Raw genomic sequence first — 22,937 nt, 5'->3', positions numbered from 1 at the left:
TCCTAGTCCGGGGACCGGGCAAGCGCGCCGGGCGCAGGCGCCGGCCCGGGGATAGTGGCCAAGTCGTTACGCGGCGCCGTGTTTCCTGGGCCGGAACACCATCAGCCTGAACCGTGCGCCGGCCGTCACGGGTTCGGGGCGGCTCTCCAGCCTTTCCGCGATGTGCCCGGGATCCAGGTGGTGTCCCGCCGGTCCCATGAAGGCAAGGTCCGCGGCGGCCGCGCGGGTCAACGTGAGGGCTATGTCGACGTCGGAGGAGCTGTCCAGGTCGAAATTGCCGGCCATGCCCTCCGCCAGGCGGTCATCCTTCCCCTCTTCGATGCCGAGCATCCCGGTGACCGCGGCAAGTTCCGCGAGGTGGCCGGGCCGGGGAGTCACCACCACCAGCGCCCCGGCAGGGCGCAGTACCCGGGCGAATTCGGCCGGGTTCCGCGGGGCAAACACCACCGTGACAGCGTCCACCGAGCCGGTGGCCACCGGAAGGGGCTGCCAGATGTCGCAGACCATGTTGATGGCTTCCGGGTTGAGCCGCGCGGCGCGGCGCAGCGCAAACTTGGATATATCCAGGCCGATGGCCGCCACGTGCCGCCCGCCAGCGTCCGCGGCGTCGAGGATCTCGCGGAGGTAATGGCCGGTTCCGGTTCCGGAATCCAGCACCGCGGCACCTGTTTCCGAGAGATAAGGGACGACGGCGGAAGCTACGGCGCGTGCCAGCGGCAGGTAATGGCCGTTCCCCAGGAAATTGACGCGGGACTGCACCATGGCGGCGCTGTCCGCCTCAAACGACGTTCCCTTGCCAACCAGCAGGTTGAAGTAGCCTTGCCGGGCGGCATCAAAGTGGTGACCGGCAGCGCAAGCCAGCCGGGGTTGCGTCCCGGCGCCGGGTCCGAGGAGTACCAACGGATTCGAGCAGACGGGGCACAGGAGGGGGAGGTCCGCGGATGGCATGGACACCAGTTTATGGTGGCCTGCCCGTCCTGCTGCCCGTTACTGGGCAGAGGGTGGCCCGCCCGAGGTCAGCCGAGGGATATTCCCGCGGGGCCGGCGTCGAACCCCAACCCGGTGCTTGCCCTGCCGATGCCGGGTTCCGCCCAGTGGGCCGCATATTCCGCATTGCTGCTGAGGGAACGGAGCTGGGCACGGTCGATATAGAGGATGCCGTTGAGGTGGTCCGTCTCGTGCTGGACGATGCGGGCCTGCCAGCCGGAAAAAACGCGCTGCTCCGCCGCGCCGTCGGGCGTCAGGTAGTCCAGCAGCACGGTGTCCGGCCGCGACACCACGGCCTGCAGCCCGTTGAGGGAAAGGCATCCCTCGTAGAACGCTGCCTGCCCGGACCCTTGCGGGGTGTAGCGGGGGTTGAGGATTGCCAGGAATTCCAGCGGGCTCCGGTGCCGCAGCGCTGCGGCGCCGGGGTCGACGTCGTACAGGTCTTCCAGGACCGCGAGTTGCAACGGGATGCCAAGCTGGGGCGCGGCCAGGCCGACACCGGGGGCTTCGTGCATGACCTGGCGCATGACCTCGATGAGGCGGCCAAGCTGCTCCGCCGAAAGTTGGCCGTGGAACTCTGCGGCCTGCTGGCGCAATGCGGGGTGGCCGGCCTGGACGATCGGCGGCAGGGAACCGGTCGACAGGATCCGCTCCACGGCCTCGCGGATTTCGTCGGGTCCGGCAGTCGTCGGGGGAGCACTCTGGATCATGATGACAGCCTACTGGGGGACGGCCTGCGGAAACCTCGGCTAGGGTCGATTGCATGGTTGATGAGTTGGCGCACGGCTCGCCGCTGGCGCGTGTCCTGGAGTTTATCCGTGTCCTTGAAGCGGGGGGTGGCGCCGCTGAAATCCGCCCGTTCCTCTCGGACGGATTTGTCCTCACGGAAGCGCCGCACCTGCTGGCACCGGAGGGATCCACCCGGACGCTGGAGGGCGTGCTTTCCGGTGCTGACCAGAGCCGCCAGGTAGTGGAGGACCAGGAGTTCGTGGTCCGTCGGACGACATGCGAGGGCGGCCGCGTGGCCGTGGAAGCCGATTGGTCGGCCACCCTGCTGATGGATCTGCGGTACTGGGATCGCGGCGAGACCATCCGGGCCAGGACGTCCTCCGTCTTTGAGGTGAAAGACGGCTTTATTGTGAGCCAGGACAGCTACGACTGCTATTTCCGCTAGGCACGCCCCGGCCCACCACTGGTTCATTGCATGGTGAACCGCATGGCTGCCCACCGGTTGACTGCCGGAATGGAGGCGGCAGTACCGAGTGCCGCCGTACGGATTCGAAGCAACGGAGCCGGCAGGGGCCGGCCGAGCGCCATGTTGATTTCGGCCTGGCGGCGCGCACGGACCGCTGCCCTTCGCCGGGCCCTTTCGAAGTCACTGAAGTGGCTGTCCGCAGGGCCGCCGGGGAGCGCCTCGAGAACCAGCGGGGCGAGTGCTTCGGCATCAAGCCAGCCCAGGTTCATGCCCTGGCCGCCGATGGGGCTGATTTCATGGGCCGCGTCGCCCAGCAGGATTACCCGTCCGGCCACAGTACGGCCGGCGATGGCCGAACTGACGCTGAAGGCGCTCAGCATGGAAGTGGTGGCCGGGTCGGGAACGATTCCGGTTCGCCGGCCCACCAGGCCGGCCAGGTCGGTGGCCGTTGCGGAACCGGCCGGGCAGTCGAGCCGCACCACCCAGCGGCGGATTCCGCCCGGGAGCGGGAACGATTCCACGATGCCCTGCTGCTCGAGGAAGAGGGCAGCCTTTTCACCCAGTCCGCTGTCGTCGTCGAAATCCCCCATGAGGTAATGGTCCTGATACGTCCTGCGGGCGGCAGCCACGCCCAGGGCGCCCCGGAGCCGGGAGCGGGCACCGTCCGCGGCCACCAGCAGTGCGGCCGTGGCCCGGGCCGGCGCGAGCGATGGATGATCCGGGGACTCGAACGCGACGGTGACCCCGGCGCCGTCGTCAGTGAACCCCGTAACGGTTGCGCCCCTGACCAGGGCGTTCGGGTCCAAGGCCAGCACGCGGTCCGCCAGGATTTGCTCCGTCCTGAACTGGGGCAGCGCAAGGACAAAGGGAAAATTGGCGGACACAGTGCCGAAAGCCATGGTGCCGACTGTCCTTCCCCTGCTCAGGGCGACGCCTTCACGGATCCGGACACCCTCCCGAACCAAGGCTGGTACCACGCCGATCCGGCTAAGTGCCTGCAGCGCCGGCGGGTGGATACCGATGGCCCGGGTGTGCTGGTTCCGTGACGTATGCTGTTCCAGCACCTTGACGGTGACGCCCTCCTGGAGCAGGAGCCCGGCAAGGAACAGCCCAACAGGGCCGCCGCCGGCGATGACAACATCGGCAGCCAGCTCAGCCATGTCGCCACGTCAGGACGTGGTGGAATGCAGACGACCGTTCCACGAACCAGCCCGGGGGAGCGGCGGCGGACAATTCAGCGGGTTTATAGCTGCGCCGGATGGAAGTCAGGCCGTCCTCGCGGATGAAGGAGCGCCGGAACGGCAGCGCGGCAACGCTGAAGAGGGCGAAGGCTGCCGGGCTGCGGATGAGGTCGTTATGCAGCGATGTCCTTTCCGCGAGGATTTCCGAATCTGCCAGCAGGTGCCGGAACTCTTCGGGAGACAGATGGTGCAGGACATGGTTGGAAATGACGACGTCGAACCGGGCCTTCTCGCGGACGAGGTCGCTGCTGTGGGCCTGCCGGAAGTCCACACCGGAGGCAGCAGCACGCTGCCGGGCAAAGCGGGCGGCTCGGGGATCCGGGTCGATTCCCGTGATGTGCATCTCTTTCCCGTCCCGGGCGGCCCAGCGGGAGAGCATGACGGCGAGGTCGCCGCCGCCGCATCCGACATCCAGGATGGTCAGCGGGCGCGGCTGTGGCGGAACGATGGGCCGAAGCTCCCTCGCGTACAGTCCCCGCCACCCGGACAAGACTCTGTTGATGACGCCGAACTGGCGGTAGGTGTTGTCCAAAAGCCGGGCATCACAGTCGGCGCGGTCCATCTGCTCGACGGCAGCAGCAGCGCGGCGGGCCAGCATGAAATCCATCGCCCGGACCCGGTCAGCCGACTGTGGCTGCCTCGGCGGTGGCCGCATCGGACGTTTTTCCGTGTCTTGCAACGGCCTGACGGAGCTTGGTAAACAGGCCTGTTTCCACGGTGAGTCCCGGGCCGAAGGCCATGGAACAAATGCGTTCACCCCCGCCGGTTCCGTCCCGGAGTGGTTGTTCCAGGATGTGCTTGAGGACGAAAAGCACCGTGGCGCTGCTCATATTCCCGTAGTTGCGAAGGATTTCGCGGGCGGGCACCAGCTGCTCCTCCGTGAGGTCAAGCCGGGACTCGACCTTGTCCAGGATGCTGCGGCCGCCCGGATGGATGGCCCAGTGGGGGATTGAGGTGTAGGGGAGTGCCGCCAGTTCCGGTTCCCGTGCCAGCAGGGGCTCCAGGGCGCCCACAATGTGTTCGTCGATGATGTGGGGCACGTAGTTGCCGAGCACCATTTCGAACCCGTTGTTGCCGATGTTCCAGGCCATCGAGTCTTCGCCGACAGGGGTGAGGACCGTTTCGAAGTGGTCCAGGGCGAGCAAAGCGGTGTCGTGGGCTCCGGGCCGGGCCGTGACGACGGCGGCAGCGGCTCCGTCGGCGAACAGCGCTGAACCCATGATGGCATCGGGATCGTTGGACGTGCGCACGTGCAGGGAACACAGTTCCGCGCAGACAACCAGGACGACGGCCTTGGGATCGGCCTCGCAGAACAACTTTGCGGCGCGCAATGCGGGAAATGCCGCGTAGCAGCCCATGAAGCCCAAGTGGTACCGCTGGACGGCCGGGTTCAGCCCCAGCTCCCGGACCACCTTATAGTCCGGGCCGGGGTTGAAGAATCCAGTGCATGAAACAGTGATGAGGTGAGTTATGTCAAGTAAACCAAGATCCGGGACGGCCGCCAGGGCAGCGCGGGCTGCCTCAATGAAAAGCTTCGTGGCTTCCCGGGCAAAGATATCGTTGCGGACCTTGGTGCTGGGATTCAGCAGGAGTCCGGATTCCTGGTCGTAGAACTGCGGGTTGTCCGAGCGGGATGCGTTCGTCATTTCCTCTACGGCGGTAAACCGTGTCTCGATGGCTGCACCGTCAAAGCAGGTGTTCACCAGCCGGGATCCCAGACGCGACAATCCCGGCTGCGCAGCGAAGACATCGCGGGCTTCGGACTGGATCAGCTTGGTCGTCGGGACTGCAGTTTCCAGGGAACACACGTAGGCCGTCATTGGTTCATTCTTGACGCGCGCCGCACCAAAGACAATGGGCCCCGTGCCGATTGACCAGCCGATTCGCGGGATTGGGCCTTGGGGATCCGCCCCGCTCCCGGAGATTCCCAAAGCGCCGATAATCTACATTATGTAAAGTAACGTTTTCGGAGAGCCTGGACTGGAGCGCTTCGCAGCCCTCTCCCGGCTCCCGATTTTGGCGGACGCTCAGTGGCGCCGGCGTATGGAGGCCCCAACCACGCCTCCGAGCGCGAGCCCCACGGCGCAACCCCAGAAAGGGCTCTGAAACAGAGCCAGGCCCAGGCTGAATCCCATAGCGGCCCCGACCAGCGTGCAGATCCATAACGGTTTGTTCACTATCTCTCCGGATGCAGGGAGTGACGTCGATCCCTGCCGACATTACTGCATGCCCCCATAACTGCTTCGAAGAGACAACACCCGCCATTGCAGCAAATAGGTAGCTGCGACTGGTGTGCGGCGGCTCTTTGCGGTCCTATCCTGTTGCACATGGCGGCAAGCCGAAAGGCCTGCTGCGGGCCACACGGTGGAGCGGTTCCTCGGATGCCGTCCTTTTCATGAAGCTGGCGCCGGCGCCCCACACCCCCACGTCTCCCAGGACGCCCGATGCGAGAATTTGCCTGCCTTCAACATTGCCCAGCCTGCCCCGCGAACGGGCAGGCGTGTCATAGCCATTTGCGGGGGGAAGCCCTGAAGCGGGCTCCGGGACGTCCGATCCTGCTACTGCGGCCGGCCCCGGTTAAGGTCCGGTCACTGCGGGCCATCGCCATCGCACATACAGTCACAGACGTCCTCGTTGAGTGGGATGGTGACGCCGGGTACCAGCTCAGCTGGGAGGCGAGCTGGCTTGTCCGCAAGGTGCGCCGAGCGCCTGCCGGCGACCCCCTTCCGGAGGCACCCTGACCACCCCACTCCCCTGGCCCTGCCTACCAGCCCGGCAGCTGCTCATGCTGCCCCGGACAGCTAGAGTGAAAGCCATGGATTCCCTCAAGACGAAGCCTGCACCATCAGTTGTGGCGCGAACCGTTATCCTTGCCGCCGCGGCTGACCTCATCCTCATCCTGGCATTTGCGGCAATTGGACGCGATGCCCACCACCGGGAAGAACCGGTCCTGGGTGTCTTGCTCACAGCGTGGCCATTCCTTGCCGGCGCAGCCGCCGGCTGGATGGCAGCACGGGCATGGAGGAATCCACTGTCAGCACTCCGTGCAGGAGTTCCCGTATGGGTTGGCAGCCTGGTCGGTGGAATGGTCCTCCGGGCGCTCACCGCCCAGACCGTGGTCCTCCCCTTCATCATCGTGGCCACATTGGCCTTGGCAGTTTTCCTGGTGGGCTACCGGCTGCTGCTTGCCGGCGTGGTACGCCTGCGTCGCAGGTGAAGCCTCAGCTCAACGGGGAAATCCCCAGCCTGGAAGGCATCCGGAAGATGCCCGCCCGTGTAATAGGCTGGCAGCAGGGAAACAGCTGCCGGGCTTAGCCGCGGCGGAACTGATTGAAGGGGTTCAAACGTGGTCACCGCATTTGTTCTGATCAAGACTGACGCCGCACGCATTCCGGAGACGGCCGAGGAAATATCGGCCATTGAGGGCATCAGCGAGGTGTACTCCGTCACCGGGGAATGGGACCTTATCGCCGTGGCGAGGGTGCCAAGGCACGAGGACCTGGCAGACGTCATCGCTGACAAGCTCTCCAAGGTGCCAGCAGTGGTCCACACCACCACGCATATTGCCTTCCGCGCCTACTCGCAGCACGACTTGGACGCCGCATTCTCGCTTGGCTTCGAACAGTAGGCGGACCTAGGCGCGGGACAGCGAAACCCAGCGGTCCAGCACCGCAGCGGCTGCACCGGAATCGATTGAGTCCGCCGCCCGTACGAAAGCCGCCTGCATACGGGCCAGGAACGGACCACTTGCGTCGAGATCGAAGGCGACCAGGCCGGCGGCCGCGTTGACCAGGACCGCGTCCCGGGCCGGACCTGGCTTCCCGGAGAGCACATCCCGGACCACACCGGCATTTGCAGTGGCGTCTCCCCCGCGCAGTTGTTCCACGGTGGCCAGGCTGATGCCCAGGTCTTCAGGTGAGAAACGGAGCTCGCTGACGGCACCGTCGCGGAATTCCCACACGGTCGACGGACCGGTTGTCGTCAGTTCGTCGAGGCCGTCGTTCCCCCGGAACACCAATCCCCTGCTCCCCCGCCGCGCCAGGACGCCGGCCACGAGGGGCGCCATCCTTGCGTTGGCAACGCCGACGGCCGACGCCTGTACGTTGGCGGGGTTCGTCAGAGGCCCCAGGAAGTTGAACGCGGTGGGAATCGCCAGCTCGCGCCGGGGAACGGCCGTGTGCCGGAAGGAGGGGTGGAAGACCTGGGCAAAGCAGAACGTGATGCCGGCTTCCTCCGCATTGCGTGCCACCCGGTCGATAGGCAGGTCAAGGCGGACACCGAGCGCCTCGAGCACATCGGCAGAGCCGGACGACGACGACGCCGCCCGGTTGCCGTGCTTGACGACCTTGGCGCCGGCACCCGCCGCTACCAGGGCGGCCATCGTCGAGATGTTGACAGTGTTAAGTTGGTCACCACCGGTGCCGACGATATCGAGCTTCTCCCCGGAGATTGCCACCGGCTTGGCGTGGGCCAGCATGGCTTCCACCAGGCCGGAGAGCTCGGCCACTGTCTCCCCCTTGGCGCTGAGTGCCACGAGGAATCCGGCGATCTGGGCCGGTGTTGCTTCCCCGGACATGATGGTGTCCATGGCCCAGGAGGTGTTCTCCGCAGTGAGGTCAGTGCCCTTGATGAGCGTTGAGATCAGCCGGGGCCAGGTGTTGCCGGACGCTGCAGATGCCTGTGAAGTCACGTGCTGATGCTATCGAGCGATGGCAGGCACTGACCAATGTGAACGGCGGTGGGAACTTTTCCCGGCGATTTCGCGGCTTTGTAGAAAAAGTCCCCCGAAAAGGCGGTTTGCGTTGGGCAGCACGGACTTTTACAGACATAATGTCTATGTGACATCTGCGACCCATGCCCCCAGTACCCCGGCGCACCCCACGCTGAACCGCCCCAACATGGTTTCCGTCGGAACCGTTGTGTGGCTGTCCAGCGAGTTGATGTTCTTCGCCGGTCTTTTCGCCATGTACTTCACGCTCCGCTCCACGAGTGGTGAGATGTGGGCGGAAGAGACAGCCAAGCTCAACTTCCCCTTTGCGCTCGTCAACACGATCGTCCTAGTAGCCAGTTCCTTTACTTGCCAGATGGGCGTATTCGCTGCAGAGCGGCTGCAGCCCCGGCGTACCGGAGGTGCCCTTCAGTTCGCCCGTTGGGGAATGAATGAATGGTTCACGCTAACCTTCCTCATGGGTTCGTTCTTCGTTGCCGGCCAGACCACCGAATACGCGATGCTGGTCTCCGAGCACGTCTCGCTCTCCTCCAACGCTTACGGCTCTGCCTTCTACATGACCACCGGCTTCCACGGCCTCCACGTTATCGGCGGCCTGATCGCCTTCCTGCTCATCATGGGCCGGTCCTTTGCGGCGAAGAAGTTCGGACACTTCGAAGCAACGTCTGCGATCGTCACCTCTTACTACTGGCACTTCGTTGACGTCGTATGGATCGGCCTCTTCTTGGTCATCTACGTACTCAAGTAGCCAGCTTTGATTCTTTTTCTACAAGAGGCAGAATTTCAGGTAGCGGCTCCCGGAGCCGGCGCAGGATCGAATAAAGGAAGCACCACGTGAAGGCACTCTCACAAAAGCGGCGACACCCTCTTGCAGCAATAGCGCTGCTTCTGATGGGGCTCCTCATAACGGGTGGGCTGTACGCCGTGGCAACCTCCATGAATGAGGCCAAGGCGAGCACCACCGCAAGCGCAAGCGACGTTGAAGAGGGCGGCAAGCTGTTCGCCGCGAACTGCGCCACCTGCCACGGCATGGGTGCCAGTGGCTCCAACGCCGGCCCCTCTCTGGTGGGCGTCGGTGCTGCTGCTGTTGACTTCCAAGTGGGCACTGGCCGAATGCCGCTGCAGATGAACGGTCCCCAGGCTATGAAGAAGCCGGCCCAGTTCAACGATGAACAGACCCAACAGCTTGCAGCCTACGTGGCTTCCCTGGGAGCCGGCCCGGCGATCCCTGAGACGGACCTGACAAGCGGTGGCGGCAACGCCGCGGCCGGTGGCGAGCTCTTCCGTACCAACTGCGCTATGTGTCACAACGCCGCCGCTGCCGGTGGCGCACTGACCCGTGGTAAGTTCGCTCCCGCCCTGGCCGGCGTCTCCGGCAAGCACATCTACGAGGCCATGGTCACGGGCCCACAGAACATGCCCGTCTTCAACGATGCCAACATCACCCCTGAGGGCAAGAAGGACATCATCACCTTCCTGAAGCAGATCGAGTCCACCGGTTCACCGGGCGGCGCCAATCTGGGATCGCTTGGTCCCGTCGCTGAAGGGCTGTTCGTCTGGGTGGCCGGTCTGGGCGTCATCATCGCCTTCACTATCTGGCTGACCTCCAGAACATCCTGACATCGCAGGCGAAGCACAAGAACTTCTGCTGCGCAGCCAGCAGCATAATATTGGAAACTAATCCGGCGAAAGCCGGGACGAGAGAAGGATGAGGCGAATCATGGGCAACCATAGTGACGGCAGTCCGAACCACTCGGGCACCGTAGCTACGGCTGGTCAGAATGAGGTGGAGAAATTCCAGGACCCTGGAATTCCCCCGCATCGTTTGCGCCTGGCTGACACGGACCCGAAGGCCGCAAAGCGGGCAGAACGGCAGGTCGCCTTACTATTTGGCATTTCTGTTGTTGGAACCCTGATCTTCCTGGTGGCGTACTTCGCCATTGATCTGGGAGATGACTCCAGCATCGCCACCATCCGGCTCCAGAACGCCCTGCTCGGCCTGGGCACTGCCTTCGCCATGCTCGGTATCGGTACCGGCATCGTGCACTGGGCCAAGGCCCTGATGCCCGATCACGAAGTCTCCGAAGAACGCCACGCGATCCGCTACGAAGAGGACCGTCAAGCGGCGGTCCGCATCGTCGACGACATCGTGGAAGAGACCGGCATCAAGCGCCGTCCGCTGATCCGCAACACCCTGCTCGGTGCTGTGGCGCTTGCCCCGCTTCCCGCCGTCGCCATCTTTGCTGACCTTGGACCCCGTCCGGACGACAAGCTGGCACACACCATGTGGGCTCCCCAGGACGGAAAGCGCAAGCGCCTGACCCGTGACCCTGACGGAACTCCCATCAAGGCCTCGGACGTCACCATTGGTTCGGCCTTCCACGTCATCCCGGAAGGCCTGAACGAACTCGAGGAAGGCAAGCTCAACGAGAAGGCAAAGTCCGTTGTGCTGCTCATGCGCCTGGACCCCGCGTCATTGAACCCGTCCAAGGGCCGCGAAGAGTGGGGTTACAACGGCATAGTTGCCTACTCGAAGATCTGCACCCACGTTGGCTGCCCCGTTGCTCTGTATGAGCAGCAGACGCACCACCTGCTGTGCCCGTGCCACCAGTCCACCTTTGACCTCACCCAAGAGTGCAAGGTGATCTTCGGCCCCGCCAGCCGTCCTCTCCCCCAGCTGCCCATCGCAGTTGATGACGAGGGCTACCTCGTCGCTACCAGCGACTTCCATGAACCCGTAGGACCAAGTTACTGGGAGCGTGATTCGCATGAGCGCAGCATCAACAGCTGAGCCGGCTTTCGTCGCCAAAACCAAGACAGGCCGGATCACCGACTTCGTCGACTCACGTGTCGGCGGGTCAGGGATCCTCCGCGAGTTCGGCCGCAAGGTCTTCCCGGACCACTGGTCGTTCATGTTCGGTGAAGTGGCGCTGTACTCGTTCGTCATCCTGCTGCTGTCAGGCACCTTCCTGACGTTCTTCTTCGATCCTTCCATGGCGGAGACCCGTTACGACGGCGGTTACGTCCCCCTGAAGGGCGTGGAGATGTCCGTGGCGTACAGCTCCTCGCTGAACATCTCCTTTGACATCCGCGGCGGACTTTTCATGCGCCAGGTGCACCACTGGGCAGCTCTGCTGTTCGTGGCATCAATCGCAGTCCACATGCTGAGGGTCTTCTTCACCGGCGCGTTCCGGCGTCCCCGTGAAATGAACTGGGTCGTCGGCAGTGTCCTGCTGATCCTGGCGATGGCCGCAGGCTTCACCGGCTACTCACTCCCCGACGATCTCCTGTCCGGCAACGGCCTGCGCATCATCGACGGTGTCATCAAGTCGATCCCGGTCATCGGAACGTACATCTCGTTCTTCCTGTTCGGTGGGGAATTCCCCGGCACCGCCATCATCAGCCGCCTGTACATGCTGCACATCCTGCTGGTGCCGGCACTGATCCTGCTCATGATCGTCCTGCACCTGTTCATGGTCGTCGTCCACAAGCACACGCAGTACCCCGGCCCGGGACGCAACGACAACAACGTCGTCGGTTACCCCCTGGGTCCTGTCTACGCAGCAAAGGCCGGCGGATTCTTCTTCATCGTCTTCGGCGTGATCGCATTGATGGCAGCGTTCTTTACCATCAACCCGATCTGGAACTACGGTCCGTACGACCCCTCCCCTGTGTCCGCCGGAACCCAGCCTGACTGGTACATCGGCTTTGTGGACGGCGCGTTGCGACTGATGCCGGGTACCCTGGGCAATTGGCGCGTCGAGCAGGTCTTCTTCGGATACGTCTTTACGTTCAACGTCCTGCTGCCGGCCCTGGTACCGGCCGGAATCCTGTTCACCGTGATGTTCATGTACCCGTGGATTGAACGCTGGGTGACCAAGGACGACCGGGAACACCACGTCCTGGACCGTCCAAGGAACGCCCCGACGCGTACCGCCATCGGCATGGCAGGTTTCGTCTGGTACTGCGTTATGTGGGCCGCTGCCGGTTCCGACCTCATCGCGACACACTTCGGTGTTTCGCTGAACGACGTCACTTACTGGCTGCGCGCACTGTTCTTCATCGGACCGGTTATCGCGTTCGTGGTCACCAAGCGGGTCGCCCTTGCGCTGCAGCGCAAGGACCGTGAGATTGCCCTCCACGGCCGGGAGACGGGCCGTATTGTCCGGCTCCCCCACGGTGAATTCATTGAGGTCCACGCACCGCTGGATGAGTACAAGCGCTACAAGCTGGTTGGCTTTGAGTCACCTCAGGTCCTTCCGGCCTTACCCAACGAGCACGGCGTCGTCACCCGCAAGGAAAAGCGCCGCGCACTCCTCTCCCGCTGGTTCTTCGAGGACCGCGTCGCCCCGGCCACGCCTGCTGAACTTGAGGCCGCTCACGGCCACGGCCACGAAGCTGTTGAATCGGCAGAAGGAAGCAAGAGCCTGACGCACTAGGTTTCCCGCCCAAACGGGAAAGGCCCGATCCATACGGATCGGGCCTTACCCGTTTCCTGGGCTGTTGCCTGCCCCAGCCCACGAAAGGGGCCTTCGGGCTGCCGGCTGGTGGAGGGGTTGGCCAAGGGCGGTTTGGTTAGTGGTTGCGGGCCCGCCGGGCTCCGGGCCGCTGCAGTGGCACCCACAGCTTGTACCGGTCAGCGCGGTAGTAGGACACCGAGTAGTCAACCATCGCCCTGGCGACAAAGGCATGCCGCTGGATCTTCAGTAATGGGGCCCCGACTTCCACGTTGAGCAGGCGCGCCGTGGAGGGTGATGCGGCAGTCGCCTCGATCATGTCCTCGCCCCACTCCATAACCAGCCCGTACTGCTCGCTGAGGACGTTGTAGAGCGACGTGGGCGGCTCGCCGTCGAGCAGGCCCGGGACCCGATGCGCCGGGATGAAGTTCTCGTCCACGCTCATGGGCTCCCCGTCCGCAAGGAGCAGCCGGCGGAAGCGGACCAGCGGGGTGCCCTCATCAAGCTGCAACTCGCGGGCAAGGAAGGCGCTGGCGCCAATCTGTTCGAAGCTGAGGACCTTGGCGGCAGGCACCATGCCACGCCGCTGCATTTCTTCGCTGTAGGACGTGAGCTTGACCTGCAGGTCGAGTTTCGGCCGGCGGACGAATGTCCCCAGGCCAACCACCCGCTCGATGACCTCCTCCCCCACCAAGGCATCGATGGCCTGCCGCACTGTCATCCGGGCCAACCCAAACCGCTCTGCCAGGTCCCGTTCCGACGGCAGGGCCGAACCTGGCGGGCACGACTGCGAGATGTACGTACGAAGGATCTCGCGAAGCTGCACGTAGATGGCCGTTCCGCTGGTGCGGTCGATTTCCCCCGTGATTGCGGCGGCGCCGGCTGCCATGATCGTTCTCCTGCCGTTGGGTGTCCCCTCAATTTTAGGACGGTCTAGACCAGCCCCGGACCGCGGCAGTCTTTCGCGCAGCAGCCGGACTGGAAGCTATATTTGGTCTGGAAACTTGCCAATTGACGGAGGGGGCCGTCGTTCGAAAAAGGAGTCCCTTTGCCAACAATGAAGGCCGTGGTGGCAGCGCCCGTGGGCCTGCATGCACGTTCTGCGGCGGTATTCGTTCGGGCCGTCACGGACACGGGGCTGCCGGTCAGCATCAGCAAGGCCGGTGCCGGCAGGGTGGACGCGCGTTCCCTGCTTCAGGTGATGACCGCTGACTTCCCCCAAGGTTGTGAAGTGGAACTGTCAATCAGCGAGAACGAACTGGAAGACGCCGTGGGGCGCGAGAAGGCCGAGAACGCCCTCCGGCAGCTTCGGGCGTTTTTAGAGTCGCAGGGGGCCGCGTAGAGGTCCCTGGAACGCAGATAACGACGTCGGGCCCCACCAAACTGGTGGGGCCCGACGTCGTTATTCGTTTGCTTGCTCAATGAGCGTGGTCGCCGCGGCTGTACTCGTACACCCAGCCAACAAGGGCCACAACGGCGATGCCGCCTGCGATGAACGTGATCCAGATGCCTACTGCCAGGCCCAGGAAGCCCGTGGCGCACGCGATGCCCAGGACCAGGGGCCACCAGCTCCAGGGGCTGAAGTGCCCCTGTTCGCCGGCACCTTCGTGGATTTCAGCGTCGCTGCGGTCCTCGGGACGAAGGCCCACACGCTTTCCAGTGAAACCAAGGTATGCCCCGATCATGCCGGCAAGTCCACCGACAAGCAGGATGCCCAAGGTTCCTACCCACTCACCCCAGTTGGTCAGGAAGCCGTAGACCAGAGCGACGGGGACGAAGAAGAAGACTCCAGAGCCAAAGATCCAAGATTCGATTTTCACTGTGCGGTGTCCTTCTGGTCAGCGTTTCCGAGGGTCGCTGCTGCGGGTGCCGGCGAATCGACGGTATGAACCTGGCGGAGTTCCGGGTGGTGCAGGTCCAGCGCGGGGCGCTCGGAGCGAATCCGGGGGAGCGAGGTGAAGTTGTGGCGCGGCGGCGGGCATGACGTGGCCCATTCCAACGAAGCACCGAAGCCCCACGGGTCATCAACCTGGACCTTTTCAGCATTCCGCCAGGTGATGTAGACGTTCCAGAAGAACGGAATCAAGGATGCGCCAAGGACGAAGGACGAGATGGTGGAGAACTGGTTCATCCAGGTGAAGTTGTCCTCCACCAGGTAGTCGGCGTAGCGCCGCGGCATCCCGGATACTCCCAACCAGTGCTGGATCAGGAAGGTGCCGTGGAAACCCAGGAAGAGCATCCAGAAATGGATCTTGCCCAGGCGCTCATTGAGCATCTTGCCGGTCCACTTGGGCCACCAGAAGTAGAACCCTGCGAACATGGCGAACACCACGGTGCCGAACACCACGTAGTGGAAGTGCGCCACCACAAAGTAGGTGTCCGAGACCTGGAAGTCCAGTGGCGGGGAAGCCAGGATGATCCCGGTGAGACCGCCGAAGAGGAACGTGATCATGAAGCCGATGCTCCACAGCATGGGAGTCTCGAAGGTCAGCGACCCGCCCCACATAGTGCCGATCCAGTTGAAGAACTTCACGCCCGTGGGCACCGCGATGAGCATGGTCATGAATGAGAAGAACGGCAGCAGGACGGCGCCCGTGACGTACATGTGGTGGGCCCACACCGTCACAGAGAGTGCTGCAATGGCAATCGTGGCGTAGACCAGGCCCTTGTAGCCGAAGATCGGCTTGCGGCTGAACACGGGGAAGATCTCCGACACGATGCCGAAGAACGGCAGCGCGATGATGTACACCTCAGGGTGGCCGAAGAACCAGAACAGGTGCTGCCAGAGGATGGCGCCGCCGTTTTCCGGATCGAAGATGTGGGCACCGAACTTCCGGTCCGCGCCCAAGGCAAACAGGGCGGCGGCCAGCGGCGGGAACGCCATGAGGACCAGGATCGCCGTGATCAGGGTGTTCCAGGTGAAGATGGGCATCCGCCACATGGTCATGCCGGGCGCACGCATGCAGATGATGGTGGTGATGAAGTTGACAGCACCCAGGATGGTTCCGAAACCGGACAGCGCCAGGCCAAAGACCCACAGGTCACCGCCAATGCCGGGGCTGAAGGTGGTGTTGGACAGTGGCGCATAAGCGAACCAGCCAAACGAGGCAGCGCCCTGCGGGGTGATGAACCCGGACACCGCGATGGTGGAGCCAAACAGGAAGAACCAGAAGGCCAGCGCGTTCAGGCGCGGGAACGCCACGTCCGGGGCGCCGATCTGCAACGGCATGATCACGTTGGCGAACCCCGCGAACAGCGGGGTGGCGAACATCAACAGCATGATGGTGCCGTGCATGGTGAACAGCTGGTTGTACTGTTCCTTGGTCTGCAGGATCTGCATGCCGGGCTCGAACAGCTCGGCGCGGATCAGCAGCGCCATGACACCGCCCAGGCAGAAGAACACGAAGCTCGCGATCAGGTACATGTACCCGATGGTCTTGTGGTCGGTGGACGTGATCCAGTTGACGACGATGCGTCCTTTGGATTTCGGAACCACGGGAGCTGTCAGGACCCCCGCTGGTGCGGATTGAGTGTACGTAGCCACGTCGCTCCCCTTACTTCATCTCGTTCACGTTTGGGTTGCGGTCATACTCGTTGCCGAGTAGACCAGTGTTGCCGGCCGCCTTAAGTTCGTCCATGTGGGCCTGGAACTCAGGTTCAGACACCACCTTGACGCGGAACAGCATTTCGGAGTGGTACTCCCCGCAGAGCTCGGCACACTTGCCGTCGTAGGTGCCCTCTTTAGTGGGCGTGAAGCGGATGTAGTTGGTCTTGCCGGGAATCATGTCACGCTTCTGCAGGAAGGCTGGAACCCAGAAGGAGTGGATGACATCGCGCGAGTTGAGTTCCAGGTCGACAGACTTGTTCACCGGCAGGTACAGGGTGGGGAGTTGTTCCTTGTCAATGGTGTTGCCGGTGAGGTGGGCCTGGACGCCGGCCTCGTACACGTCTTCCTGGATGACCTCGCCGGACTTGTAGTTGAAGTCCCAGGCCCACTGCTTGCCGCGGACGTCCACGACGACGTCGGCCGGCTGCGAACGGTCATCGATCGCCTGCTGGTCGCGGTCGGTGAAGTAGAAGAACACCAGGACCATGAAGATCGGGATGGTGAGGTAGAAGACTTCCAGCGGGAGATTGAAGCTGGTCTGGCGGGGGAAGCCAACCGTTCCCTTGCGGCGCCGGTAAGCGACCAGGCACCAGATGATCAGGCCCCACGTAATGGTGCCCACCACGAGCGCAGCAATCCAGGAGTTGACCCAGAGGTCCATGATGCGGTCGGTGTTGCTGGTGGTGCCACGTTCAGTGGGCATCCACCCTTTCTCTACCTCTGGCGAACATCCGGTCAAAACCAACGCGCCGGCAATAGCCAAGCTTGAGATCGTGGTGATCGTTTTGCGTCGGCTGCCGGTTCGGTTCTGCGAACTCACAGACGGCCCTTCCTACTTGTTGCTGTTGTCCGGGCAGCTATCGGCGCTCCGGGCACAAAAAAGTTTTACTACTCGATGTAGAGCTTACCGCTCCGCCGGGCGTTTCGCCCACATGTCGGCGCCGAGCCCCCGTGCCGTTTTAAACGGCTGGAAGCCCGGCGCCGACATCAGGCGAAATAACCGGCTTAGTGGAATGAATCGCCGCAGGCGCAGGAGCCGCCGGCGTTCGGATTGTCGATGGTGAAACCCTGCTTCGAGATGGTGTCCTCGAAGTCGATGCTTGCACCGCTCAGGTACGGCACGCTCATCTTGTCGACGACGACTTCCACTCCGTCGTAGTCGCGGACAGCGTCACCATCGAGGAGCCGTTCGTCGAAGTAGAGCTGGTAAATCAACCCTGAGCAGCCACCGGGCTGCACGGCAACGCGCAGGCGCAGGTCCGTGCGGCCTTCCTGCTCGAGGAGGCTGCGCACCTTGCCGGCGGCGACATCGGTCAGGTTGACCTCGTGAACGGGCAGTTCGTCGCTGGCCACGGTGGTGGCGGTGCTGTTTTCGTTGGTTGAGGTGCTCATTGGCCTACCTTCTTAGGACGGTCTGGCGGCGTCGCCGTAACGGCGCCTGCCCCTACAAATACGGTATGGGCTATAGCTACATGCTACGCGCGGCAGTCCTGTAGCTCTAACTCCTGACGTAACCGTCAAAACCTGCCGGTTGTTCCCTGGGAGCGCCGCCTAGGCCAGGCCTTCGCTGTTGAGCCGGGCCAGCATCAAGGCTTCAGCCAGGACGGCGTTGCGGAAGTCCCCGATGTGCAGGGATTCGTTGGCGCTGTGGGCGCGGGAATCAGGGTCCTCCACACCCGTCACCAGGATCTGCACATCAGGGTAGACCTCCGTCAGGTCGGCGATGAACGGGATGGAACCGCCTATCCCGGTTTCGACGGCGGGAACTCCCCAGGCCTCGCCCAGGGCCCACATGGCCAGCGAAGCGGCGGCCGAAGAGGTGTCGGTGCGGAATGGATTCCCGGCCTCCCCCGGCGTGAAGACCACCTTCGCGCCGAAGGGGGCGTTCGCTTCCACGTGGCGGCGCACCGCTTCCATGGCCTCCGCCGGCGCCTGCCCCGGCGCCAGCCGGAGGCTGAACTTGGCCCGTGCCCGCGGAATCAGGGTGTTCGAGGCAACATCGACGCCGGGCGCGTCGAACCCGATGATTGACAACGCGGGTTTGGTCCACAGCCGTGAGGCGATGCTTCCGGTGCCGGCGAGGCGCACTCCGTCCAGGACCGACGCATCGGCGCGGTAGTCGGCCTCGGGCATCTCGACGGACGCTGTGTCGGTGGCGACCAGCCCCTCGATGGCGACGTTCCCGTCGTCGTCGTGAAGGGTGGCGATCAGGCGGGACAGCAGGGTCGGTGCGTCGAGGACGGGGCCGCCGAACATGCCCGAATGCACGGCATGTTCGAGGACCTGGACCTCGATGACGCCGTCAACCAGTCCGCGGAGGCTGGTGGTCAACGCCGGTATCCCGACTTTCCAGTTGCTGGAATCCGCAACAACGATGACGTCAGCGCGCAGCAGTTCGCGGTTGGCCTCCAGGAAGGAACGGAACGTTGGCGAGCCGGCTTCCTCCTCGCCTTCGATGAAGAAGGTCACGCCGAGTCCGAGGGAGTCGGAAAAGACCTCGGAGACGGCGGCATAGGCGGCAATGTGCGCCATGATGCCGGCTTTGTCGTCGGCGGCGCCGCGCCCGTACAGCCGGCCGTCCTTTTCGACGGCGGTGAATGGCGCGGTCTCCCACAGGGCTTCGTCACCCACAGGCTGGACGTCGTGGTGGGCGTAGAGCAGGATGGTCGGCTTCCCTTCCGCCGCAGGGCGGCGGGCGACGACGGCGGGGCCGCCGGGGGTGCCGTCCTCTTTGTTAACGGTCAGGACCTGGACCTCGGGCAATCCTGCTTCACGGACCAGGGCGGCGACGGCGTCCGCGCTGCGTTCGAGCGGGGTGCGGTCAAAACTGGGCCAGGCAATGCCTGGAATGGCCACCAGATCCTTGAGCCGGGCGACGGTCTGGTCGAAGGACCGGTCCACCGCCGAACGGAGATCGTCCGTCCAGCTGGCAGCGCCCTGTCCTGATGTATCTGCAGTGGTGTGCGGGGTCGCCGCAGGTGATGAAGTCATGGCCAAAACATTACCCCCGTCACATTAGGCCGCAGGCTGCCTGCAGCCGGGCGGACAGGCGGCGGGCGTGTTCCCGCAAGGTATTCTTGTCAGGTGTTCGGACGTAGAAAAGAAGCGCCCTCGGCGCAGGAAACAGTAGACCAGCAGGCAGCGGAAGCGGCAGCCCGGCAGAACAGCGCGGTGGGCAAGGGTGCCCCGACCCCCACCCGGAAGGCCCAGGAAGCTGCCCGTAAGCGTCCGCTGGTGCCGGAGGACCGCAAGGCGTCCAAGGCCGCCGAACGCCAGGCTGTCCAGGACCAGCGCTTGAAGATGCGCCGCGCGCTGGACACCGGAGATGAGAGGTTCCTCCCGCTGCGGGACAAGGGGCCGCAAAAGCGTTTTGCCCGGGATTTCGTGGATGCGCGCTTCAATCTCGGCGAATACCTGATGTTCGGCGCGCTGCTCTTCGTCCTGGTGTCCTTGGTGGTTCCGGCCTCAAGCGACATGATGGTCTACGTGCTCGGCGCGTTCTGGGTGATGTTCCTGGCCGTCTTCGTTGACGTTTTCATCCTCTCCCGCAAGCTCCGGAAGAACCTGGCCCAGAAGTTTGGTGAGGTGGAACGCGGAACCGTCTGGTACGGCTCCATGCGCTCCCTGCAGTTCCGCAAGCTGCGCCTGCCCAAACCGCAGGTTGGCCGCGGACAGTACCCGTCCTGACGCGCGGGACCACTTAAACGCAGGAACCCCGGTGGTCAGCCCACCGGGGTTCCTGCGTTTAACGCTGAGGGTCAGCGGTGCCGGCGCTTCGCCAGCTGCCTGTTGATCCGTGCGGCCCAGAACGGTCCTTCATACAGGAACGCGGTGTATCCCTGCACCAGAGTGGCCCCTGCGTCGAGCCTGTCCTGGACGTCCTGGGCGGACTCCACGCCACCAACTGACACCAAAGCCAGCGCATCATCAGTGGCGTTTTTGAGCCGCTTCAAGACCTCCAGTGAGCGTTGTTTCAGGGGAGCCCCGGACAGTCCGCCGGCTCCGCACTTTTCCACGTCGCCGGCCGCCGAGGAAAGCCCCGTACGGGCGATCGTTGTGTTGGTGGCGATGATGCCGTCCAATTTCAGGTCCAATGCAAGCCGGGCAACGTCGTCGATGTCCTCATCGCTCAGGTCCGGGGCGATCTTCACCAGCAGCGGTACGTGCCGCCCGGCGGCCCGGTCGGCTTCCTGCCCCACGGCGACCAGGAGCGGGCGGAGCGTTTCCACGTCCTGGAGCAGCCGCAGCCCCGGAGTGTTGGGTGAACTGACGTTGACCACCAGATAGTCGGCGGCGGGGGCCAGGCTGCGTGCGCTGACGAGGTAGTCGTCCACGGCGTCGGCCAGCTCCACCACCTTCGTTTTGCCGATGTTCACACCGATGACGGGACGAACGTCCGGGTACCGGCGCTGAAGCGCTGCGCGCGCGGCCTTGAGCCGGGGCGCGACGGCTCCGGCGCCGTCGTTGTTGAATCCCATCCGGTTGATCACGGCCCTTTCCTGGACCAGGCGGAAAAGCCGGGGCTTCTCATTGCCGGGCTGTGCCTGGCCGGTGATGGTTCCCACCTCCACGTGGCCGAATCCAAGCTCGCTGAGGGCTTCGATGCCAAGCCCTTCCTTATCGAACCCCGCGGCAAGGCCGAAGGGCGAGGGGAAAGTCACGCCAAACGCGGTGGTCCGCAGTGACGGCGCGGGAGCGGTGAGCTTCTGCAGGACCCTTCCCGCGCCTGTGGCATGCGCGAGCCGGATCCCCTTGAATCCGATTTTGTGGGCGCGCTCGGCGTCCATCCATGAAAAAGCCAGCTTGAAGAAAGTGGGATAAACGCGCATGCCTCCAGTTTCCCGTCTCGTGGCGTCCCACACCAAAACGGAGAAGCACCCTGGCAGGCGGCCGTACCCGCAGCGCCGGATTAGCATGATGGCATGCACTGGCAGCGGGACATCCTGGGCGGGGACTTCGAGTCCTGTTCCTTCGTGGCGACCAGTGCCGACGGCGTGGAGCGGACGGCAACCTTGGTCCGGCTCCGGCCGGCCGGCGATGTGGCCGCTTCGGATGGCCCGCGACGGTCAGTGCTGTTCCTTCACGGGTGGAGCGACTATTTCTTCAACGCAGACCTGGCCTATTTTTGGGCGCGGGCCGGGTACGACTTCTACGCGCTGGACATGCACAACCACGGGCGCAGCCTGCGGCCGGATTTCCCGGGCGGCTATGTTGGCGACCTGGCCGCCTATGACGCGGAAATACAGGAGGCGTGCAGGCTCATCGCCCGTGCCGGCGGGCCCGGGCCCATGGCACTGATGGGCCACTCCACGGGCGGGCTGGTGGCGGCACTCTGGACGAGCCGCCACCCTGGCGCCGTGTCGCAACTGATCCTCAACAGCCCCTGGCTGGAGATGCACGGGAGTGCACTGGTACGCCGCGCCGCGTCAGGCATGGTGGGGCCGGTGGCCCGGTTCCGGCCCCAGGCGGTGCTCCGGCTTCCCCAGCGGGGCCACTACTGGCGCACCATCAGCAGTGCGGCCGACGGCGAGTGGCCGCTTGACGAGCGGTACCGCCCACGCATGGCGTTCCCGGTGCGTGCCGGCTGGCTGAGGGCTGTCCTCGCCGGTCACGCCCGGGTGGCACGGGGACTGGGGATCCAGGTGCCCATCCTGGTGCTGCTGTCCGCGGGAAGCGCCAACGGGCTCCTCTGGTCGGAGGACATGCGGCGGACCGATGCGGTCCTGGATGTGGCAATCATCGGCGCGCGTGCCCTGACCCTGGGCACCACGGTGACCGTGGAACGAATCGACGGCGCGCTGCACGACGTCTTCCTGTCCCCTGAGGCGGTCCGAACCGACGCCTACGCGCGGCTGGCACGCTGGCTGCGGGCTTACGGCTGAGGCCGTTCCGCTTCTGACCCGGCCGGTGCGGCGGCGTCGACAGCCCCACCGTAGCGGCGGTCCCGGCGCGCATATTCTTCGACGGCGGCCCACAGGGTGCGCCGGTCCACGTCCGGCCAGAGCGTGTCCATGAAGACGAACTCGGCGTAGGCGGACTGCCAGAGCAGGAAGTTGGACAGCCTTTGCTCACCCGAACTGCGCAGGAAGAGATCCACGTCCGGCAGGTCCGGCTCGTCGAGGTACTTCTGGATGGTCCGTTCAGTGATGGAACCCGGTTTGAGCCGTCCCGCGGCCACATCCGCGGCTATCGCCGACACCGCGTCCGTGATCTCAGCACGGCCGCCGTAATTAACACACATGGTCAAATTACAGGTGCTGTTGGCCGCCGTGAACTCCTCGGCTTCCTCCAGTTCGCGGATCACGGACCCCCACAGCCGGGGCCGCCGGCCTGCCCAGCGGATCCGCACGCCCCACTCGTCCAGCTGGTTCCGCTGCCTGCGCAGCACATCCTTGTTAAATCCCATCAGGAAGCGGACTTCTTCCGGAGACCTGCGCCAGTTTTCCGTAGAGAATGCGTAAACACTGACGTACTCGATCCCGAGTTCGATGGCACCGGCCATGACGTCAAGGAGGGCCGGCTCCCCCGCCTTGTGCCCTTCGATCCGGGGAAGGCCCCGCTGGTTGGCCCAGCGGCCGTTGCCGTCCATCACGATGGCCACGTGGCGGGGTATGAACTCCGCCGGGATCTTGGGCGCCACCTCGCCTGAAGGATGCGGGTAGGGTGCCGTTACCGGATGGGTCCGCCTGCGGGCTGCATTGTTCTTCTTACCCAGGGCCAC

The 22,937-nt window shown here is 64.3% G+C and carries 24 protein-coding genes; 10 read left to right on the top strand and 14 right to left on the bottom strand.

Annotated elements, in window-relative coordinates; translation table 11 throughout:
* Positions 1 to 66 precede the first annotated feature (66 nt).
* Both DC347_RS04590 and DC347_RS04585 read right to left on the bottom strand, forming a co-directional pair.
* Positions 67 to 948: a putative RNA methyltransferase gene (locus tag DC347_RS04590; RefSeq protein WP_109044699.1), complete on the bottom strand. Its 882-nt coding sequence runs from the start codon at positions 946 to 948 to the stop codon at positions 67 to 69.
* A 68-nt stretch (positions 949 to 1,016) separates the two neighbouring features.
* Positions 1,017 to 1,697, bottom strand: coding sequence for a peptide deformylase (locus DC347_RS04585; RefSeq protein WP_018761360.1), 681 nt, complete (start codon positions 1,695 to 1,697; stop codon positions 1,017 to 1,019).
* Positions 1,698 to 1,750: 53 nt separating this feature from the next.
* Here DC347_RS04585 and DC347_RS04580 point away from each other — a divergent pair, with 53 nt between their 5' ends.
* Positions 1,751 to 2,161 (top strand): nuclear transport factor 2 family protein, encoded by a 411-nt coding sequence (locus DC347_RS04580; protein ID WP_109044586.1) that lies wholly within the window; start codon positions 1,751 to 1,753, stop codon positions 2,159 to 2,161.
* Between the two features lie 23 nt (positions 2,162 to 2,184).
* On the opposite strand, the gene DC347_RS04575 is transcribed toward DC347_RS04580, so the two are convergent.
* Genes DC347_RS04575 through DC347_RS04565 form a run of 3 tightly spaced genes read right to left on the bottom strand, consistent with a single transcriptional unit; the run spans position 2,185 to position 5,243 of the window.
* Positions 2,185 to 3,342 carry an NAD(P)/FAD-dependent oxidoreductase gene (locus DC347_RS04575; protein ID WP_109044585.1) on the bottom strand — a complete coding sequence of 386 codons (1,158 nt, stop codon included), beginning with the start codon at positions 3,340 to 3,342 and terminating at the stop codon, positions 2,185 to 2,187.
* On the bottom strand, positions 3,335 to 4,021 hold the full coding sequence (locus tag DC347_RS04570) for a class I SAM-dependent methyltransferase (RefSeq protein WP_109044698.1): 687 nt from the start codon (positions 4,019 to 4,021) through the stop codon (positions 3,335 to 3,337). The genes DC347_RS04575 and DC347_RS04570 overlap by 8 nt, the downstream gene beginning before the upstream one ends.
* A gap of 22 nt (positions 4,022 to 4,043) precedes the next feature.
* Entirely contained in the window at positions 4,044 to 5,243 is a 1,200-nt protein-coding gene (locus DC347_RS04565; protein WP_109044584.1) for a type III polyketide synthase, read from the bottom strand.
* Between the two features lie 995 nt (positions 5,244 to 6,238).
* On the opposite strand from DC347_RS04565, the gene DC347_RS04560 reads away from it, so the two are divergent.
* Both DC347_RS04560 and DC347_RS04555 read left to right on the top strand, forming a co-directional pair.
* Positions 6,239 to 6,640: a DUF3054 domain-containing protein gene (locus tag DC347_RS04560; RefSeq protein WP_051083435.1), complete on the top strand. Its 402-nt coding sequence runs from the start codon at positions 6,239 to 6,241 to the stop codon at positions 6,638 to 6,640.
* 129 nt (positions 6,641 to 6,769) lie between these two features.
* The gene (locus DC347_RS04555) at positions 6,770 to 7,051 is read left to right on the top strand and encodes an Lrp/AsnC family transcriptional regulator (protein WP_018761366.1); all 282 of its coding nucleotides are present in this window, start codon (positions 6,770 to 6,772) and stop codon (positions 7,049 to 7,051) included.
* A 6-nt stretch (positions 7,052 to 7,057) separates the two neighbouring features.
* Here DC347_RS04555 and trpD read toward each other — a convergent pair whose 3' ends face one another.
* Positions 7,058 to 8,113: an anthranilate phosphoribosyltransferase gene (gene trpD, locus DC347_RS04550; protein WP_109044583.1), complete on the bottom strand. Its 1,056-nt coding sequence runs from the start codon at positions 8,111 to 8,113 to the stop codon at positions 7,058 to 7,060.
* 112 nt (positions 8,114 to 8,225) lie between these two features.
* Between trpD and DC347_RS04545 the strand changes: the two genes are divergently transcribed.
* The 4 genes from DC347_RS04545 to DC347_RS04530 all read left to right on the top strand — a co-directional run bounded on the left by DC347_RS04545 (position 8,226) and on the right by DC347_RS04530 (position 12,591).
* Positions 8,226 to 8,900 carry a heme-copper oxidase subunit III gene (locus DC347_RS04545; protein WP_255414765.1) on the top strand — a complete coding sequence of 225 codons (675 nt, stop codon included), beginning with the start codon at positions 8,226 to 8,228 and terminating at the stop codon, positions 8,898 to 8,900.
* An 86-nt stretch (positions 8,901 to 8,986) separates the two neighbouring features.
* Positions 8,987 to 9,772: a cytochrome c gene (locus tag DC347_RS04540; protein WP_109044581.1), complete on the top strand. Its 786-nt coding sequence runs from the start codon at positions 8,987 to 8,989 to the stop codon at positions 9,770 to 9,772.
* Between the two features lie 100 nt (positions 9,773 to 9,872).
* A complete protein-coding gene (locus DC347_RS04535; RefSeq protein ID WP_109044580.1) occupies positions 9,873 to 10,943 on the top strand; it encodes a ubiquinol-cytochrome c reductase iron-sulfur subunit in 1,071 nt (356 codons plus the stop codon).
* The gene (locus DC347_RS04530) at positions 10,921 to 12,591 is read left to right on the top strand and encodes a ubiquinol-cytochrome c reductase cytochrome b subunit (RefSeq protein ID WP_109044579.1); all 1,671 of its coding nucleotides are present in this window, start codon (positions 10,921 to 10,923) and stop codon (positions 12,589 to 12,591) included. The genes DC347_RS04535 and DC347_RS04530 overlap by 23 nt, the downstream gene beginning before the upstream one ends.
* A 136-nt stretch (positions 12,592 to 12,727) precedes the next feature.
* Here the strand turns inward: DC347_RS04530 and DC347_RS04525 are convergent, their stop codons facing one another.
* Positions 12,728 to 13,498: a GntR family transcriptional regulator gene (locus DC347_RS04525; RefSeq protein WP_109044578.1), complete on the bottom strand. Its 771-nt coding sequence runs from the start codon at positions 13,496 to 13,498 to the stop codon at positions 12,728 to 12,730.
* 159 nt (positions 13,499 to 13,657) lie between these two features.
* Here DC347_RS04525 and DC347_RS04520 point away from each other — a divergent pair, with 159 nt between their 5' ends.
* Positions 13,658 to 13,951: an HPr family phosphocarrier protein gene (locus tag DC347_RS04520; protein WP_109044577.1), complete on the top strand. Its 294-nt coding sequence runs from the start codon at positions 13,658 to 13,660 to the stop codon at positions 13,949 to 13,951.
* A 76-nt stretch (positions 13,952 to 14,027) separates the two neighbouring features.
* Here DC347_RS04520 and DC347_RS04515 read toward each other — a convergent pair whose 3' ends face one another.
* The 5 genes from DC347_RS04515 to DC347_RS04495 all read right to left on the bottom strand — a co-directional run bounded on the left by DC347_RS04515 (position 14,028) and on the right by DC347_RS04495 (position 19,207).
* Positions 14,028 to 14,429, bottom strand: a complete 402-nt coding sequence (locus tag DC347_RS04515) for a cytochrome c oxidase subunit 4 (RefSeq protein WP_109044576.1) — start codon at positions 14,427 to 14,429, stop codon at positions 14,028 to 14,030.
* The gene (gene ctaD / locus DC347_RS04510; protein ID WP_109044575.1) at positions 14,426 to 16,153 is read right to left on the bottom strand and encodes a cytochrome c oxidase subunit I; all 1,728 of its coding nucleotides are present in this window, start codon (positions 16,151 to 16,153) and stop codon (positions 14,426 to 14,428) included. The genes DC347_RS04515 and ctaD overlap by 4 nt, the downstream gene beginning before the upstream one ends.
* A 10-nt stretch (positions 16,154 to 16,163) precedes the next feature.
* On the bottom strand, positions 16,164 to 17,036 hold the full coding sequence (gene coxB / locus DC347_RS04505; protein ID WP_109044574.1) for a cytochrome c oxidase subunit II: 873 nt from the start codon (positions 17,034 to 17,036) through the stop codon (positions 16,164 to 16,166).
* A gap of 185 nt (positions 17,037 to 17,221) precedes the next feature.
* On the bottom strand, positions 17,222 to 17,608 hold the full coding sequence (locus DC347_RS04500; protein WP_109044573.1) for an iron-sulfur cluster assembly accessory protein: 387 nt from the start codon (positions 17,606 to 17,608) through the stop codon (positions 17,222 to 17,224).
* Between the two features lie 159 nt (positions 17,609 to 17,767).
* The gene (locus DC347_RS04495) at positions 17,768 to 19,207 is read right to left on the bottom strand and encodes a dipeptidase (protein ID WP_109044572.1); all 1,440 of its coding nucleotides are present in this window, start codon (positions 19,205 to 19,207) and stop codon (positions 17,768 to 17,770) included.
* Between the two features lie 93 nt (positions 19,208 to 19,300).
* Between DC347_RS04495 and DC347_RS04490 the strand changes: the two genes are divergently transcribed.
* Complete coding sequence (locus DC347_RS04490) at positions 19,301 to 19,903, top strand: DUF3043 domain-containing protein (RefSeq protein WP_018761379.1); 603 nt, start codon at positions 19,301 to 19,303, stop codon at positions 19,901 to 19,903.
* A 71-nt stretch (positions 19,904 to 19,974) separates the two neighbouring features.
* Here DC347_RS04490 and DC347_RS04485 read toward each other — a convergent pair whose 3' ends face one another.
* Positions 19,975 to 21,045, bottom strand: a complete 1,071-nt coding sequence (locus tag DC347_RS04485) for a quinone-dependent dihydroorotate dehydrogenase (protein WP_109044571.1) — start codon at positions 21,043 to 21,045, stop codon at positions 19,975 to 19,977.
* Positions 21,046 to 21,138: 93 nt separating this feature from the next.
* Here DC347_RS04485 and DC347_RS04480 point away from each other — a divergent pair, with 93 nt between their 5' ends.
* A complete protein-coding gene (locus DC347_RS04480) occupies positions 21,139 to 22,098 on the top strand; it encodes an alpha/beta hydrolase (protein WP_109044570.1) in 960 nt (319 codons plus the stop codon).
* Here the strand turns inward: DC347_RS04480 and DC347_RS04475 are convergent.
* Positions 22,089 to 22,937 (bottom strand): isoprenyl transferase, encoded by an 849-nt coding sequence (locus DC347_RS04475; protein WP_018761382.1) that lies wholly within the window; start codon positions 22,935 to 22,937, stop codon positions 22,089 to 22,091. The two genes, DC347_RS04480 and DC347_RS04475, sit on opposite strands and share 10 nt — an antisense overlap.

This window comes from Pseudarthrobacter sp. AG30 (assembly GCF_003116525.1).
In the GTDB taxonomy this organism is placed as follows: Bacteria; Actinomycetota; Actinomycetes; order Actinomycetales; family Micrococcaceae; genus Arthrobacter.
Note: the sequence above shows the minus strand (reverse complement) of the source record. Positions and strands in the feature narration are given on the sequence as shown.

Coding starts and splice junctions, on each gene's coding strand:
- DC347_RS04530 (WP_109044579.1), top strand. CDS start 10,921: ATGAGCGCAGCATCAACAGCTGAGCCGGCTTTCGTCGCCAAAACCAAG.
- DC347_RS04495 (WP_109044572.1), bottom strand. CDS start 19,207: ATGACTTCATCACCTGCGGCGACCCCGCACACCACTGCAGATACATCA.
- DC347_RS04480 (WP_109044570.1), top strand. CDS start 21,139: ATGCACTGGCAGCGGGACATCCTGGGCGGGGACTTCGAGTCCTGTTCC.
- DC347_RS04585 (WP_018761360.1), bottom strand. CDS start 1,697: ATGATCCAGAGTGCTCCCCCGACGACTGCCGGACCCGACGAAATCCGC.
- DC347_RS04525 (WP_109044578.1), bottom strand. CDS start 13,498: ATGGCAGCCGGCGCCGCCGCAATCACGGGGGAAATCGACCGCACCAGC.
- DC347_RS04485 (WP_109044571.1), bottom strand. CDS start 21,045: ATGCGCGTTTATCCCACTTTCTTCAAGCTGGCTTTTTCATGGATGGAC.
- DC347_RS04575 (WP_109044585.1), bottom strand. CDS start 3,342: ATGGCTGAGCTGGCTGCCGATGTTGTCATCGCCGGCGGCGGCCCTGTT.
- DC347_RS04560 (WP_051083435.1), top strand. CDS start 6,239: ATGGATTCCCTCAAGACGAAGCCTGCACCATCAGTTGTGGCGCGAACC.
- DC347_RS04580 (WP_109044586.1), top strand. CDS start 1,751: ATGGTTGATGAGTTGGCGCACGGCTCGCCGCTGGCGCGTGTCCTGGAG.
- DC347_RS04570 (WP_109044698.1), bottom strand. CDS start 4,021: ATGCTGGCCCGCCGCGCTGCTGCTGCCGTCGAGCAGATGGACCGCGCC.
- DC347_RS04500 (WP_109044573.1), bottom strand. CDS start 17,608: ATGAGCACCTCAACCAACGAAAACAGCACCGCCACCACCGTGGCCAGC.
- DC347_RS04535 (WP_109044580.1), top strand. CDS start 9,873: ATGGGCAACCATAGTGACGGCAGTCCGAACCACTCGGGCACCGTAGCT.
- DC347_RS04590 (WP_109044699.1), bottom strand. CDS start 948: ATGCCATCCGCGGACCTCCCCCTCCTGTGCCCCGTCTGCTCGAATCCG.
- DC347_RS04565 (WP_109044584.1), bottom strand. CDS start 5,243: ATGACGGCCTACGTGTGTTCCCTGGAAACTGCAGTCCCGACGACCAAG.